This window comes from Anabaena sp. WFMT (assembly GCF_051781005.1).
Lineage (GTDB): Bacteria > Cyanobacteriota > Cyanobacteriia > Cyanobacteriales > Nostocaceae > Anabaena.
Genome location: NZ_JBPWOA010000025.1, coordinates 81,059 through 95,085, shown reverse-complemented (window position 1 = coordinate 95,085; position 14,027 = coordinate 81,059). Strand labels below are relative to the sequence as shown.

12 protein-coding genes are annotated in these 14,027 nt (G+C 41.0%); 6 read left to right on the top strand and 6 right to left on the bottom strand.

Annotation, left to right across the window (positions count from 1 at the left end; translation table 11 throughout):
- Window positions 1-24 precede the first annotated feature (24 nt).
- The 3 genes from cofG to ACSQ6I_RS16600 all read left to right on the top strand — a co-directional run bounded on the left by cofG (window position 25) and on the right by ACSQ6I_RS16600 (window position 3,863).
- Window positions 25-993, top strand: coding sequence for a 7,8-didemethyl-8-hydroxy-5-deazariboflavin synthase subunit CofG (gene cofG, locus ACSQ6I_RS16610; protein WP_438891400.1), 969 nt, complete (start codon window positions 25-27; stop codon window positions 991-993).
- Between the two features lie 240 nt (window positions 994-1,233).
- Window positions 1,234-2,769 (top strand): bifunctional phosphoribosylaminoimidazolecarboxamide formyltransferase/IMP cyclohydrolase, encoded by a 1,536-nt coding sequence (gene purH / locus ACSQ6I_RS16605; RefSeq protein ID WP_438891399.1) that lies wholly within the window; start codon window positions 1,234-1,236, stop codon window positions 2,767-2,769.
- A gap of 494 nt (window positions 2,770-3,263) precedes the next feature.
- Complete coding sequence (locus tag ACSQ6I_RS16600; RefSeq protein ID WP_438891398.1) at window positions 3,264-3,863, top strand: HD domain-containing protein; 600 nt, start codon at window positions 3,264-3,266, stop codon at window positions 3,861-3,863.
- Here ACSQ6I_RS16600 and ACSQ6I_RS16595 read toward each other — a convergent pair.
- Window positions 3,844-4,584, bottom strand: coding sequence for a lipoate--protein ligase family protein (locus ACSQ6I_RS16595; protein ID WP_438891397.1), 741 nt, complete (start codon window positions 4,582-4,584; stop codon window positions 3,844-3,846). The two genes, ACSQ6I_RS16600 and ACSQ6I_RS16595, sit on opposite strands and share 20 nt — an antisense overlap.
- A 44-nt stretch (window positions 4,585-4,628) precedes the next feature.
- Window positions 4,629-5,108, bottom strand: a complete 480-nt coding sequence (locus ACSQ6I_RS16590; protein WP_438891396.1) for a YbjN domain-containing protein — start codon at window positions 5,106-5,108, stop codon at window positions 4,629-4,631.
- 211 nt (window positions 5,109-5,319) lie between these two features.
- Here ACSQ6I_RS16590 and ACSQ6I_RS16585 point away from each other — a divergent pair, with 211 nt between their 5' ends.
- Together ACSQ6I_RS16585 and ACSQ6I_RS16580 are read left to right on the top strand one after the other, a co-directional pair.
- A complete protein-coding gene (locus ACSQ6I_RS16585; protein WP_438891395.1) occupies window positions 5,320-6,387 on the top strand; it encodes an aromatic ring-hydroxylating dioxygenase subunit alpha in 1,068 nt (355 codons plus the stop codon).
- Between the two features lie 854 nt (window positions 6,388-7,241).
- Window positions 7,242-7,832, top strand: coding sequence for a hypothetical protein (locus tag ACSQ6I_RS16580; protein ID WP_438891394.1), 591 nt, complete (start codon window positions 7,242-7,244; stop codon window positions 7,830-7,832).
- Window positions 7,833-7,926: 94 nt separating this feature from the next.
- Here ACSQ6I_RS16580 and recR read toward each other — a convergent pair whose 3' ends face one another.
- From recR to ACSQ6I_RS16560, 4 genes are all read right to left on the bottom strand, one after another.
- On the bottom strand, window positions 7,927-8,484 hold the full coding sequence (recR, locus tag ACSQ6I_RS16575; protein WP_438891481.1) for a recombination mediator RecR: 558 nt from the start codon (window positions 8,482-8,484) through the stop codon (window positions 7,927-7,929).
- A 783-nt stretch (window positions 8,485-9,267) separates the two neighbouring features.
- Window positions 9,268-11,469 (bottom strand): HAD-IIB family hydrolase, encoded by a 2,202-nt coding sequence (locus ACSQ6I_RS16570; RefSeq protein WP_438891393.1) that lies wholly within the window; start codon window positions 11,467-11,469, stop codon window positions 9,268-9,270.
- A 353-nt stretch (window positions 11,470-11,822) separates the two neighbouring features.
- The gene (gene psbA, locus ACSQ6I_RS16565) at window positions 11,823-12,905 is read right to left on the bottom strand and encodes a photosystem II q(b) protein (protein WP_438891392.1); all 1,083 of its coding nucleotides are present in this window, start codon (window positions 12,903-12,905) and stop codon (window positions 11,823-11,825) included.
- Between the two features lie 212 nt (window positions 12,906-13,117).
- On the bottom strand, window positions 13,118-13,468 hold the full coding sequence (locus ACSQ6I_RS16560; protein ID WP_438891391.1) for a histidine triad nucleotide-binding protein: 351 nt from the start codon (window positions 13,466-13,468) through the stop codon (window positions 13,118-13,120).
- A 3-nt stretch (window positions 13,469-13,471) separates the two neighbouring features.
- Here ACSQ6I_RS16560 and ACSQ6I_RS16555 point away from each other — a divergent pair, with 3 nt between their 5' ends.
- Complete coding sequence (locus ACSQ6I_RS16555; RefSeq protein ID WP_438891390.1) at window positions 13,472-13,627, top strand: hypothetical protein; 156 nt, start codon at window positions 13,472-13,474, stop codon at window positions 13,625-13,627.
- The last annotated feature ends 400 nt before the right edge of the window (window positions 13,628-14,027 follow it).

Genomic DNA, 14,027 nt, shown 5'->3' with positions numbered 1-14,027 from the left:
TATCTACTCATAAACGTTACATTTATGCCCTCATCTGGTTCAAACATCGTTACATATAGTCCGGCTTACACAATCGTCCCTACCTATGAATGCTTTAATCGCTGTTCTTACTGCAACTTTCGGACAGATCCTGGTCAAAGTCCTTGGCTGACTCTCGCAGAAGCTAAAAGCATTTTGCAACAACTACAAAGTCAGAATGTATGTGAAATCCTCATCCTTAGCGGTGAAGTTCATCCTCATTCGGCAAGGCGTGAGGCTTGGTTTCAGCGGATTTATGATTTGTGTGAATTAGCACTAGAAATGGGATTTTTACCACATACCAACGCCGGACCACTCAGTTTTGAGGAGATGCAAAAACTAAAATATGTAAATGTATCAATGGGGTTGATGTTGGAACAATTAACACCGCAACTACTCAATACTGTCCATCGCCACGCGCCAAGTAAAATACCAGAAATAAGGTTACAACAATTACAATGGGCAGGAGAGTTGCAAATTCCTTTTACTACAGGCTTGCTTTTAGGAATTGGGGAAACTGAAAATGATTGGTGGGAAACTTTAGCAGCTATTTCTGAATTACATCAACACTACCAGCATATACAAGAAGTAATTTTGCAACCCCACAGTCCAGGAAGTCAGCAAAGCTTTAACGCACAAGCTTTTAACCCTCATAAATTACCAGAAGTCATTAGCAAAGCCAGGGAAATTTTACCCGCAGATATTACAATTCAAATTCCGCCTAATTTAGTAAAAGATGAAAATTGGTTACTAGCGTGTTTAGATGCAGGTGCGAGAGATATAGGGGGAATAAGTCCAAAAGATGAAGTTAACCCTGATTATCCCCACTTGCAAGAACAGACATTAAAAGAAATTTTACAGCCTGCGGGATGGGCGTTAAAACCACGTTTGCCAGTTTATCCCCAGTTTCATAGCTGGCTGACTGGAAAATTGACGACAAGTATTAGCAGTAAACCAAAAATTAAATGTGCATGAGTTTAAACCCTTGTAGAGACGTTACATGGAACGTCTCTACTTTTTCGGAGATTTCTATTCAATTACTAATCTTCTTCCTTCCTCCTTCTTCCCTCTTCCTTCGCGTCCTTCGCGTCTTCGCGGTTCATTTAATCCATATTCTTTGAGTGGAACGGGAGTATGAACAGGTTTTTTTGCAAAGCCTTTCGGTAGAATATTCTTCTACTTGCAATTTTGTAGTCCAAAGGAAACTGGGGAATTATGGCGCGTCTAGCCCTGCTGAGTGTATCTAACAAAACTGGTATTATTGATTTAGCCCGGAACTTAGTTGAAGAATTTGGCTTTGATATTATCAGCAGTGGGGGAACAGCCAAAACCCTGAAAGATGCCGGAATTCCAGTCACCAAAGTTTCTGATTACACAGGTTCACCGGAAATTTTAGGCGGTCGGGTGAAAACTCTCCATCCCCGCATTCATGGCGGTATTTTAGCACGGCGGGATGTGGCAGAAGATGTAACGGATTTAGAAAATAATCAAATTCGTCCTATTGATTTAGTCGTAGTCAATCTTTATCCTTTCGAGGAAACGATCGCTCGACCAGGTGTAACATTAGCTGAGGCAGTTGAGCAAATTGATATCGGTGGACCAGCTATGTTAAGGGCATCATCGAAAAACTACGCTCATCTCACCGTATTATGTAATCCTGACCAATATGACGATTATTTGCAAGAATTACGTCAAAATGGAGAATCTTCTTTAGAGTTTCGCCAAAAATGTGCTTTGAAAGGATTTTCACATACTGCCAGTTATGATAACGCCATAGCTTCCTACCTCGCTGGTACACAAGCAGAAGAATTACCCGAACAATATACTGTTTCTGGTCAAAAACTCCAATCTCTGCGTTATGGTGAAAACCCCCACCAACCCGCAGCTTGGTATCAAACAGGAAGTACAGCCACAGGTTGGGCTGCTGCAACTAAACTGCAAGGGAAGGAACTCAGCTACAATAATTTGGTAGATTTGGAAGCTGCAAGGCGGATAATTGCTGAGTTTACGGAAAGTCCCGCAGCGACAATTATCAAACATACAAATCCCTGTGGAACTGCTGAGGCTGAGTCAATTTTCACAGCTTATCAAAAAGCTTTCAATGCTGATTCTACATCGGCTTTTGGGGGAATTGTGGCTTTAAACCGTGCCATTGATGCGGCGACGGCTACGGAATTAACGAAGACGTTTTTAGAATGCGTGGTTGCGCCTGGCTGTGATGAAGAAGCCCAGGAAATTCTTACTAAAAAGGGCAATGTCAGAGTTTTGATTTTACCAGATTTGTTAACTGGCCCGAAAGAAACGGTGAAAGCGATCGCAGGTGGGTTCCTTGTACAAACTGCTGATGATATTGTTGCAGATGTAAGTAAATGGCAAATTGTCACCGAACGTCAACCCACTCCTAGCGAGTTAGCTGAATTACTGTTTGCTTGGAAAGTTTGTAAACACGTCAAATCCAATGCTATTGTTGTGGCGAGCGATCGCACAACCTTAGGAATAGGTGCAGGTCAAATGAACCGCGTCGGTTCGACAAAAATAGCCTTAGAACAAGCTGGAGAAAAAACTCAAGGTGCGTTTCTCGCTAGTGATGGTTTCTTCCCCTTTGATGATAGCGTCAGAACCGCAGCCGCAGCCGGAATTACAGCTATTGTTCAACCAGGGGGAAGTCTGCGCGATAAAGATTCCATCAAAGCTGCTAATGAACTGGGTTTATTAATGGTGTTGACTGGCGTTCGCCACTTTCTACACTAAGTTATATGAAGATTCTTTGCTGTCAAATAACTCAATTGTAGAATTGTCACGCAATTTACTTGCCATTCTCTAACTTCAGTGATATAGTCATGGGGTGTGAGGAGCAATGTTAAATATAAGAAGCGCTTGGGGTGGAAACACGGTAACACTCCCAGGCGCTTTTTATTGGGCGTGTAAAAAATAACCTCCTGGTGCAGTTGCGAAAGTGGCACTCAACATACTTGTTTTTGAATTCAGCAATGATAATTTAACTCTTGTGTGAGGAGTAAGTTGAAACAAAAAATGCTTGGGGTGGAAACACGGCAACACTCCCAGGCATTTTTTATTTTCCTTTCAAACCAGATATTTAAATTATTATAAAATTATTAGTTAAGCACTTGCCATTTAATTGAAGCAGTGATATAGTTATGTGGTGTGAGGAGCAAGTTTAAAAGAAAAGCGTCTGGGGTGGAAACACGGTAACACTCCCAGACGCTTTTCGATTGGAGTCACAAGTGGAAACTCAACGACTAAATCAACAAATTCAATTCATCATTGAAATTGATAAATTGAAACAAGTTTTACGACAAACTCTTCTTACCGATGCTTCAAGAAGAGAAAATAGTGCAGAACATTCTTGGCATTTAGCGGTGATGGCCATAACTTTAGCAGAATATGCTCCGCTAGAAGTTGATATATTTTGTGCTATTAAAATGCTGCTAATTCATGATTTAGTAGAGATTGATGCAGGTGATACTTTTTGCTACGATGTGCAGGGTAATCACAACAAAGCGGAACGAGAAACAGAAGCAGCATTAAGATTATTCGGACTTTTACCAGAAGCACAAGGAAAAGAACTACGTTTACTTTGGGAAGAGTTTGAAGCAGTCGCAACCCCAACCGCTAAATTTGCTGCTGCCCTAGACAGAATCCAGCCTTTATTGCATAATCAGCAAACTGAGGGTGGAACTTGGCGCATTCATGGAATTACACGAGATCAAGTTATGAAGCGGATAGCACCAGTAGAAACAGGTGCGCCGGCACTTTGGCCGTTTATTTTGCAGTTAATTGAAGATTGTATCCAAGCGGGATATCTTAAACCTTCTGCAAACTAGGTTGTGCCAAAATTGCTTCCCACTCAGTTTCAGAAAGCGGTTTTACTTCTATCTGCATATTAAAACAATTACAAGCTGCAAGAATAAAAGCTTCTATCAGTGCTTCCCGATTGAAATTTTTAGGAAGTTGAACTGGGGTAAAAGCATCTTTCCCAAATACTTGTTTAAATAAATCTGCATCTGGGTTTAACCGAATAGAACCATGCTGCAAAATCGCTTCACCTCTTCGCAGTTGGGCGCTACCAATCAGTTTACTACCATCTGCTAAAATTAAATCTGCACCAGTTGCAGTCCCAAAACAGTTAGGGTTGTGGATATAACCACGCCCAGCTTGACCATAATTTAACTCTAAACCAAGCGATCGCCATCCAGCAATCAAAAACTCACAAATCTTCCCATACACTTGGAGACGATTTCCCATCATTGCCGATGTCACTACAGCATAAGTCAAATCACCTTGGTGTAACACAGCCCTACCACCACTAGGACGACGCACCACATCCAGTTTTTCACCTTGCCAAGTTAAATTTTGCCAATATTCAGGATATTGTTTTTGATGATATCCTAGAGAAATCGCGGATGGCGACCAAGTATAAAACCGCAGAGTTGAAGGATGATTTCCTGACTCGTGCTGTTCTAACAACCAATGGTCAATTGCCATTTGTAAATTACCAGTAGTTGCTATTAAAGGAATTAGTCGCCAAACCTGCTTATTTTGCATCCGATGCAGGAGACTCCAATCTCCAATCCAAAATCTAAATGTACCTATGCCAGGCCATATTCAGCTACTAAAGCTTCATCATTATTATCGGCAATGGTAGCAACTATGGTAATTATACGGGAAACTTCGCTAGGTGACAACTCTGCTAAAGTCCGTGATGAAATTACAACCACTTGATTGTCGATAATTCCAAAACGAGCTTCAAAGGTACTAGTAAAGTTCAATTCTAACAGATAACGCATCAATTTGGGTTCATCTTTCGCGGGTAAATTCAGTACCGCAGACCAAACTGTAATTGTATCTTCATCACTTGAACCCGTGAGTTGCACAAATACTTCCACACTGCCATATTTAAATTTCCATAGATACGCACCCTCTGGTGTGTGGCTAACCATAGCACTGTTATCTTGTTCCAACGTGCCAATCACGCTTTCAATTACTTGTACATGATTAAGACTAGTTGTTTCACTAATCAGTTCATCAATGAATTCATCGGGAGTTAGGGTTCCTTGGTAGCTTGTCATACAGACTTATTCCTCAATATGGTTACTGCTTTAATGTACAGTAGGGAACTCTTAACAGGGAACTCTTAACAGAGAGAATAATCACACATTAACTTTTTCCTGCTGCCCTTTACTTTCCAAAAAATGAATAATTTGGTATAAAAAGAATGTATAACCGTAAATACAAATTACTTATAATATAACTTTAAGCACCGCTGGATTTTAACATCTTATGCAGCAAATAATTCCTGAAACTACTTCTCCTCTTCCTTCAGTTCTACAAACTAGTGTGCGAAAAATCGGGATTAATCCCAATCATTGGTACGTAGTTGCACGTAGTACCGAAGTTACTAATCAACCCTTAAATGTGATAATTTGGAAACAAGCGATCGCACTCTATCGAGATCATACCGGAAAAATCCATGCCTTAGAAGACAGATGTCCCCATCGTCAAGTTCAACTTAGTCACGGGCAAGTCATAGGCAATGACTTAGAATGTAGTTATCATGGTTGGCGCTTTAATAGTAGCGGTGAATGTGTAGCAGTTCCCTACCTAGCCGCAAATCAAAAATTACCGACTTGCAAAATTCGCCATTATCCAGTTAAAGAACAAGACGGTTTTATTTGGTTATTTCCCTCAGATATAGAACCATCTGTAGAACCAATGGGTTTACCAGAATGGGAACATTTAAATTATATCGCTACAGTTTCAGTAATTAATACCCAAGCTCATTATTCCTATTTAATTGAAAACTTGATGGATATGTATCACGGTCATTTACATCAAGATTTGCAAGCCTGGGCAGAAGCAGCATTACAAAATATTGATGAGGACGACAATCGTGTTAATGCCCATTATACAGCCCAAAGCTATTATAAAATAGATAAAATTTGGTCGATATCACAATTATTTTTTCCAGCTTTGCGACGCTTACATCCTGAACCCTTAGATGTCAGTTATGTTTATCCCCATTGGGTATCTACCTTGGGTAATGATTTTAAAATTTACTGTTTATTATGTCCTATAAATGAGACACAGACAAAAGCCTATTTAATTCACTTCACCTCGCTTAATGCCTTTTGGAGACTACACAAATTACCAGTATGGTTTCGACGGTTTATCAAAGATAGCTTATTTGGTGCAGCCCAAAAATTACTTGACGGTTTGGTAATACAAGATGTAAAAATGATTGAAGAAGAACAGCAAGCTTATTTACAGAATCCAGAAATACGGAATTATGAGTTAAATCGAGCCTTAGTAAGTGTACAAAGGCTAATGAATACTCAAATTGAGAAATAGGTAATAGCTAATTGGTAATTGCGAACAGGAATTATAAAATAGGTTAGTACAGCATGGCATAAATAACTATCCCGTCAAAAAAATGTTAAAAAGCTGATCAAGTAAACTTTCCTCCTACCTTCTTTCACTAGTTTTATTAGATATATAAATGCGATTTTAATTTTGAAAAAATACAAGTATTTGTATGGTGTATTAGCGTAGCGTAACGCACCAAAAGCATTTGTTCTGGGTTTTGTCACCCTCGATTATATGACTTGATATACTGCAAACGGGTGAAATCTGGACTGAGGGTAACGTAGTGCAGCCTATCCCTTCGGAACACTTCGTATGGCTATAGCGCAGCGTGACGACGCAGGAGTCATACGCCACGCTGCGCTATCAGAATGACACTTTTAAGCCGTTTTTAGTATATAACCGTTTCTTTCAGTAGTGCTGAGTTTTGCCAAAATATCGGTAAACGGCAACAATCGCTGCTAAATCAGCGTCTCCCTTTTAGATACTCAAATATTGATGTTTTGAAGATTGTATTTCATTCTTTAAATTTGCATTGTCAAATTGGGGAGCATCCCAAATGTGTAAGTTTACTGTCATGCTGATAGCGAAGCGTGGCGTAAGCCATATGAAGCGAAGCGCAATGAAGCATCTCGCGAGATTCTTCGCTTCACACCGTTCCGCATGGCTAACGCCACACTATGCCTACGGCACACTACGTGAACGTGAACAGAATGACAATTTGCAATGTTTTTACAAAATTGGGATGCTCCCGTCAAATTGCGTATTCAATGGTTATTAATTTGTATTTTTACAAAAATCACCAATTTTTTTTAACTAATCACCTCATGAAAAATTTTGTCATGCTGAATATTAAAACCTGGTATAACCTAAATACCAGCATCAATCACAAGCAAATCGCTACTTCTTTGATGTTAACTGCAATGTTATCGGTAAGCAGTGGAATCACTATTATGAATAGTGCCGTTGCTGTTCCAAATCCCATCAATACACAGCAAAGAAATATCAAAAATAGTAAAATACAACCTGTATCAATTTCTGCTAATGAGTTACCACCACCTTTAGATAGAGGTATGGTATTTCGGGAAATTTCTAGTGGTGGGATAACTGGTAGAACCTACCAAACTATTTTACTCAATGATGGGCTTTTAATGCGTGTGCGAATTGGTGATGCCAATGATTCAGAACGTAGTGTCCGCCGTGTTTCTTTGCAACAGGTAAAACAGTTTAAAAAGTTGCTAAATCAAAATAACATTACTAAATTCAAAAATCTCAGTTATCCTGCACCTAGTGGTGCTGCTGACTATATTACCTACACTCTCACCAGCCAAAAAGGTACATTTCAGTACAACGATATTTCTCAAAATGGACTGCCAAATAAATTACAGTCTGTTGTCTCCGCTTGGAATCAACTAAAAAATAAAGCTCAATAATACAATATCGCAGTTCAGTTAAAAAAAATTATGGTGGGTAATGCTCACCATAAAGAAAAATTTATTTTTTACAACTTATTAAGGACTGCTATATCTAATCTAATTCTCGCCGACCTTCTAAAGCTCTAGCTAGTGTCACCTCATCAGCATACTCTAAATCACCACCCACCGGTAAACCAAAGGCAATACGAGTGACTTTGGTAAATGGTTTGAGTAGCTGACCTATATATAATGTTGTTGTTTCCCCTTCCACACTGGGACTAATTGCCATAATCACTTCTTGCGGTTTTTGTTGACTAACTCTCCGCACTAAAGGTTGGACTGTCAATTGTTCCGGTCCAATACCGTCCATTGGGGAAATTACCCCACCTAAAACGTGATATTTGCCTTTAAACTCGCGGGTTTTTTCTAGTGCAATAACATCACGTGAATCTGCAACTACACAGATAATTTTATTATCTCGGTTGGGGTTGCGACAAATTTCACATACAGGTTCAGATGAGAGGTGATAGCAGACTTGACACAAGCCTATCTGTTTTTTTGCATCAATCATGGCCTGTGCTAAGGCTTCTACTTCTGTCTCTGGACGCTTCAAAATATGCAACGCTAGACGCTGGGCGGATTTGGGTCCAACTCCGGGAAGGCGTTGCAGTTGCTCAATTAACCGGGCTAAAGGGCGTGCGTAAACCGTGGCTTTGTCTCCAGTGCGTTTTTACCTTTACTATGATGACATTTTTGGGTAGTTTTGGAGTATTTGAAGATTAGGATATGCCTCGCCGATCTATTAACTTAAAATTGCTATTAGGGAAACTGTCAGAATCAGGATATCCAGGATTGAAGGATAAACAGGATGAAAAAAGCTATTGGATCAGGAATTAGGGTATAGCAAAATATGTTGTTTCCATCCCCTTGAGGGGAAGTGAGTTTGTAAAGCCTTTAGGTACTGGAACAGTTATAGCGGTTCTCGGTTGAGTGAGATACAAGAACCCCACCCCCAACCCCCTCATCGCTTGCCTACGGTGTACACACAAGTCTTAAAATTCCTACTAGTACTTGGTTTCGTCATCTAGCTTGAGGTTTTGCGATCGCTCTGGAAACCTGTCATTGCGTTCGCGTTAGCGTCTCGTAGAGAGGAGGAACGACGGAGCAATCGCAAAAACCACGGGATTATGTGATTACTTCGCTCCGCTCGTAATGACAATTTAAGGGGTCTATAACGCCTAAAACCCTTGCAAATAGTACTTGTGTGTACACCGTAGGCAAGCGATGAGGGGGCTAAGATGTATTTCATTCAAATGCATACCTCTATAATTGGACATACAAGTTTCCATTCCCTTGCGGGGAAGTGAGTTTGTAAAGAGTTCACTTCTGAAAACCTTTTTAAAAAAGAAGTCGGGGATCTGATTATTCACAAATCATTTAGTGCGATCGCTACCTAAACAGTCACCATTTCCGGCTGTTTTTGAGACAGATTGCCAAAAAAGTCGTAATAATCCAACGCTTCCAAAATGCCCCAGGCATAATTACCTTGAGCAAAATAAATCTGTGGATAACCCCGCAGCTTTTCAATTTCTGGACTGTAATTCCCCACCACAACTCCTAAAGTATTACCACCAAGCATAGTTTCATCATTACCTGATGCCCCTGCCACCAAGAACCGTTGAACAGGTAAACCCCATTTTAAAGCCACATAGCGAATCGCATCACCCTTAGAAGCCCGGATAGGAACTAAATCCAGATACATATTGTGGCTATAAATCCCTTTCACCGGCAGTTGATGACGACGCAAATGGCGGATAATTTCCCGGAAGTTAGGCGCTTTGGCCTCATCCACAAAATAACTGACCTTAAACTGGCGTTGAGTTTCTTCTGGCTGCAATTCGACACCGGGGATATTCTTCATGGCTGCCCGAATTGCTTCAGCCTGCCATTGATAGCCAATGTGTTTTTGCCAACTTGTATCTGTGACTATCTGCGGCCCATAGTAGATTTCACTACCAGCTGATGTAATTAACAAATCTGGCATAGGGAATCGCCATTCTTCCAACATACTCAAAGTACTTTCTAGAGTGCGACCTGTGGCGATCGCAACCCCGGTTGTATGTCCTTCGTTACGAATGCGCTGAATCAATTTTTCCAGGGCTTCTTTGTCACCCAGCAGCGTATTATCAATTTCACAAACGAGGAAACGATCAGCGGTAGGTAAACGGTTAGTATCTGGCACATTCCACTCTGGATGATCAGCCGCAGGAGATGCTGGTAGAGGACTAAGTAGAGATTGAATTCGTCGTTGGGGAAATAGGCGTATTTTCTCTAGATATTTCTCCACATGACTATTCCAGGAGAAATATTTGCGAACATTAACTAAACCATTGCTAGACCAGCGTTGCCATTGTTCCTTATCTGTTAAGGTTTTACGGAGAGCATTTTGTATTTCTTTAATATTTAGGGGATCAATCAGCAATCCATTCTCACAAGCTGCCAGAATATCCCGTGGACCACCGTCAGCAGTGGCAATAATGGGTACACCACAAGCACTCGCTTCAATCAATGTGAGTCCAAATGGTTCTGTCAATGCTGGATTGATGAATACTCCTTGTGTTTTAGCTGTCAGCCGATATAAATCTGGCACATCGTCAGCATTATGGTGTTTAGGATAAGCAATATGCCCGTAAAGGTCGTAGCGATCTATTAATTGCAATATTTCGATAAACACCTGACGTGGACCTGATTCCATCGCCGCGATGTCCTCCCGTTTTCCCAGTATTATGACCAGATTAGCCAGTTTCCGCAACTCAGGATCTTCACCATAAGCCTTAATCAGACTACTGACGTTTTTACGAATAGCGGGACGGGAAATCGCCATGATGATTGGCTTTTGCGGATCTTTGAGAAATCGATCCAATTCTTTTTGAATCGGTGGATTGTGCCAATCATCTCCAGGTAGGTAAAATCGATCTAAGTCTACACCAGGAGGAATCACCACCATTCTTTCTGGTTGATAGCGATCGTACACACTATACTGCTGCTCAACTTCTTGATTAGTGCTGGCTATAACTAAAGCTGCACCACCAAGGGTAATTTCTTCTGCTTCAATTCTTGTACTAATGTGAAAATGATCTTCAATCACTTCCTGTTTAGTTCCCTGTTCTAGTAATTTTTGCTGTTTAACTCGTCCCAGGGAGTGACCAGTATGTACAAGAGGTGTTCCTAACCAACCCGCAACCCGACTGCCAACATATCCTGCATCAGCGTAGTGTGTATGAATTACATTTGGTATTCTGCCAATTTTGCGAATGTGTCTGAGCAATTCATCTGCAAAGGTATCTAAATGCTGCCAGAGAACTTCTTTGCGGAGATAGCGACGTGGCCCGCAAGCAAGACGAATGATCTGAGCTTTATCTGAGAGAATTTCTATTGGTTGAGCATAGTCAGGACTAACTTTTGGATCATTCACCAACCGAGTAACTAAATCAACTCTTTCTACTTGGGGATTTTTGGCTAATGTGGTGGCAAGTTCGACTGCATATTTTGTTTGTCCACCGGTGTCGGCATCTCTTCCTAATTCTAGATTATGACCTCTAATTAAACCGTGAACACTAACCAGCAAAATGTACAACCCTTGGCTGTTTGACATCTTGTCTTCCTCCATAATTGACTGTATAGCAGGCTATATCCAGCCTTTTTATACCAAATGGACTTGACTGTTATAGGCGAAACGTCCATCATCCAGACAGGTTGAGCAGTTTTACACCCTTGTGAAGCATGAATTAAAATGAGTAACTCTTAGGGTTTTAAACTCGTAACTAATCATGGCTCAACCTTGATAGCTACATTAGTATATTAACACGCTTGGTATAATATTTAAATAAATAGGCAGTGCAACTGCGGAAAAAATATTTAAGAGTATAGTATTAATCAAAATTACATCACAAACAAAAAACACCCCCCTTAAGGAGAGTGTTTTTTAATTTAACTAAATCTTAGTTATTAACCGTTGATTGCAGGAGCAGTTAAAGCAACAGGAGCAACATCACCAGCAGCCAAATCTAGAGGGAAGTTGTGAGCGTTACGCTCGTGCATTACTTCCATACCCAAGTTAGCGCGGTTGATTACGTCAGCCCATGTACCGATGACACGACCTTGAGAATCAATGATTGATTGGTTGAAGTTGAAGCCGTTCAAGTTGAAAGCCATTGTGCTAACACCCAAAGCGGTAAACCAGATACCGATTACAGGCCAAGCAGCGAGGAAGAAGTGAAGTGAACGGCTGTTGTTGAAGGAAGCGTATTGGAAAATCAAGCGACCGAAGTAACCGTGTGCTGCAACGATGTTGTAGGTTTCTTCTTCTTGACCGAACTTGTAACCGTAGTTTTGAGATTCGGTTTCGGTTGTTTCCCGAACCAAAGAAGATGTAACGAGTGAACCGTGCATTGCAGAGAACAAGGAACCACCGAAGACACCAGCTACTCCCAACATATGGAAGGGGTGCATCAAGATGTTGTGTTCAGCTTGGAACACAATCATGAAGTTGAAGGTTCCAGAGATACCCAAAGGCATACCGTCTGAGAATGAACCTTGTCCTAGTGGGTAGATCAAGAATACTGCTGTAGCAGATGCCAAAGGCGCGGAGTAAGCTACGCAAATCCAAGGACGCATACCCAAGCGGTAAGACAATTCCCACTGACGACCTAGGTAGCAGGCGCAACCGATCAAAAAGTGGAAAATTACCAATTGGTAAGGACCGCCGTTGTACAACCACTCATCTAAGGAAGCTGCTTCCCAGATTGGGTAGAAGTGCAAACCAATAGCGTTGGAAGAAGGAACAACTGCACCGGAGATGATGTTGTTTCCGTAGATCAAAGAACCTGCAACCGGCTCACGGATACCGTCGATGTCAACGGGAGGCGCAGCGATGAAAGCGATGATGAAGCAGGTGGTAGCAGCTAACAGGGTAGGAATCATCAATACGCCGAACCAACCGATGTAGATGCGGTTCTCGGTGCTGGTGATCCATTCGCAGAAGCGATCCCAGACGTTAGCGGTTGAACGCTGTTGAATGGTTGTGGTCATTTTATAAGTGCTTTATGTTTTTATGATGTTGATAGGTTTTTTTGCCTATCTGTATTCAACATTAAAGCCTTAGTTGAGTTTTGTAAAGATAATTAAAATTAGTATTCGTTATATCAGTTATATGTTTTGCTAATGTGTTCAGATTTACAGAATGATTGGTGCGGGCAGGATGCCTACACCACAAGATTTGTAGACTATTGCAGATGTGAAAATCAACCAGGAGGCCAGGACATAGGACGACGGCCTAGTATATGTATATGTAGGTGATAGACTGTTTGACCGCCATCAGCGCCAGTGTTCATGACTACGCGATAACCGTTTTCTAGTCCAGCTTGTGCTGCGACTTTCTGGACTGTTAATAAAAGATGTCCTAATAAAGCTTGATCTTCGGGTTCGGCTGTTGCGAGGTTAACTATGGGTTTTTTGGGAATGACGAGGATGTGAACTGGTGCTTGGGGGTTAACGTCTGTGAAGGCTAAAGCTAAGTCATCCTCATAAACGATATTTGCGGGAATTTCTTTACGGATAATTTTGCTGAAAATGGTGTCTGTGGTATTACTCATGCAGTGTTGCCTATTCATCTGCTAGAGATTTTAGGCGATCGCATGGTGTTATTTGTTAATTGGATGTTAACTTGGAGTGCGATCGCATCGCTGCCTGCGCTTTGCGCTGAGTTTTGTCAGCTTTATTCCTTTTTTTCTGTTCCCTGCCTCTACGAGTAAGTTCAGGAGTCAGCCCTATAGCTAACGCCACGCTATCGGCTCGAAGTCGAAACTCACGGCGAAGCCTCATTAATCTGCAATCTGCTGTATATTTCTGTTTGATGTTTCCGAAATAATGCCTCAGTTTCCTAGTCAGGTCAGATTGCCAAAATAAAAAGACATAAATGTATGAGTTATGTCTAAAAAGTTGATTCAACTACTTTCCGGATTTCTCTCCAAGAAATAAAAAAAGCAGTGAAAAACTGTGAAAATGTATATAGCGTTTCCTAATCTAACGAAGTAGAAATTTATCTGCGTCTATCTGCCTCCATCTGCGGTTAATTCTTTCTTTTTGTACCTCAATTGAATGGAAATTGCTATATATACAAATTCTCAGTAGTCATGAGAGAGAGATATCTAA

Coding starts and splice junctions, on each gene's coding strand:
- cofG (WP_438891400.1), top strand. CDS start 25: ATGCCCTCATCTGGTTCAAACATCGTTACATATAGTCCGGCTTACACA.
- purH (WP_438891399.1), top strand. CDS start 1,234: ATGGCGCGTCTAGCCCTGCTGAGTGTATCTAACAAAACTGGTATTATT.
- ACSQ6I_RS16595 (WP_438891397.1), bottom strand. CDS start 4,584: ATGCAAAATAAGCAGGTTTGGCGACTAATTCCTTTAATAGCAACTACT.
- ACSQ6I_RS16590 (WP_438891396.1), bottom strand. CDS start 5,108: ATGACAAGCTACCAAGGAACCCTAACTCCCGATGAATTCATTGATGAA.
- ACSQ6I_RS16585 (WP_438891395.1), top strand. CDS start 5,320: ATGCAGCAAATAATTCCTGAAACTACTTCTCCTCTTCCTTCAGTTCTA.
- ACSQ6I_RS16580 (WP_438891394.1), top strand. CDS start 7,242: ATGCTGAATATTAAAACCTGGTATAACCTAAATACCAGCATCAATCAC.
- ACSQ6I_RS16570 (WP_438891393.1), bottom strand. CDS start 11,469: ATGTCAAACAGCCAAGGGTTGTACATTTTGCTGGTTAGTGTTCACGGT.
- psbA (WP_438891392.1), bottom strand. CDS start 12,905: ATGACCACAACCATTCAACAGCGTTCAACCGCTAACGTCTGGGATCGC.
- ACSQ6I_RS16560 (WP_438891391.1), bottom strand. CDS start 13,468: ATGAGTAATACCACAGACACCATTTTCAGCAAAATTATCCGTAAAGAA.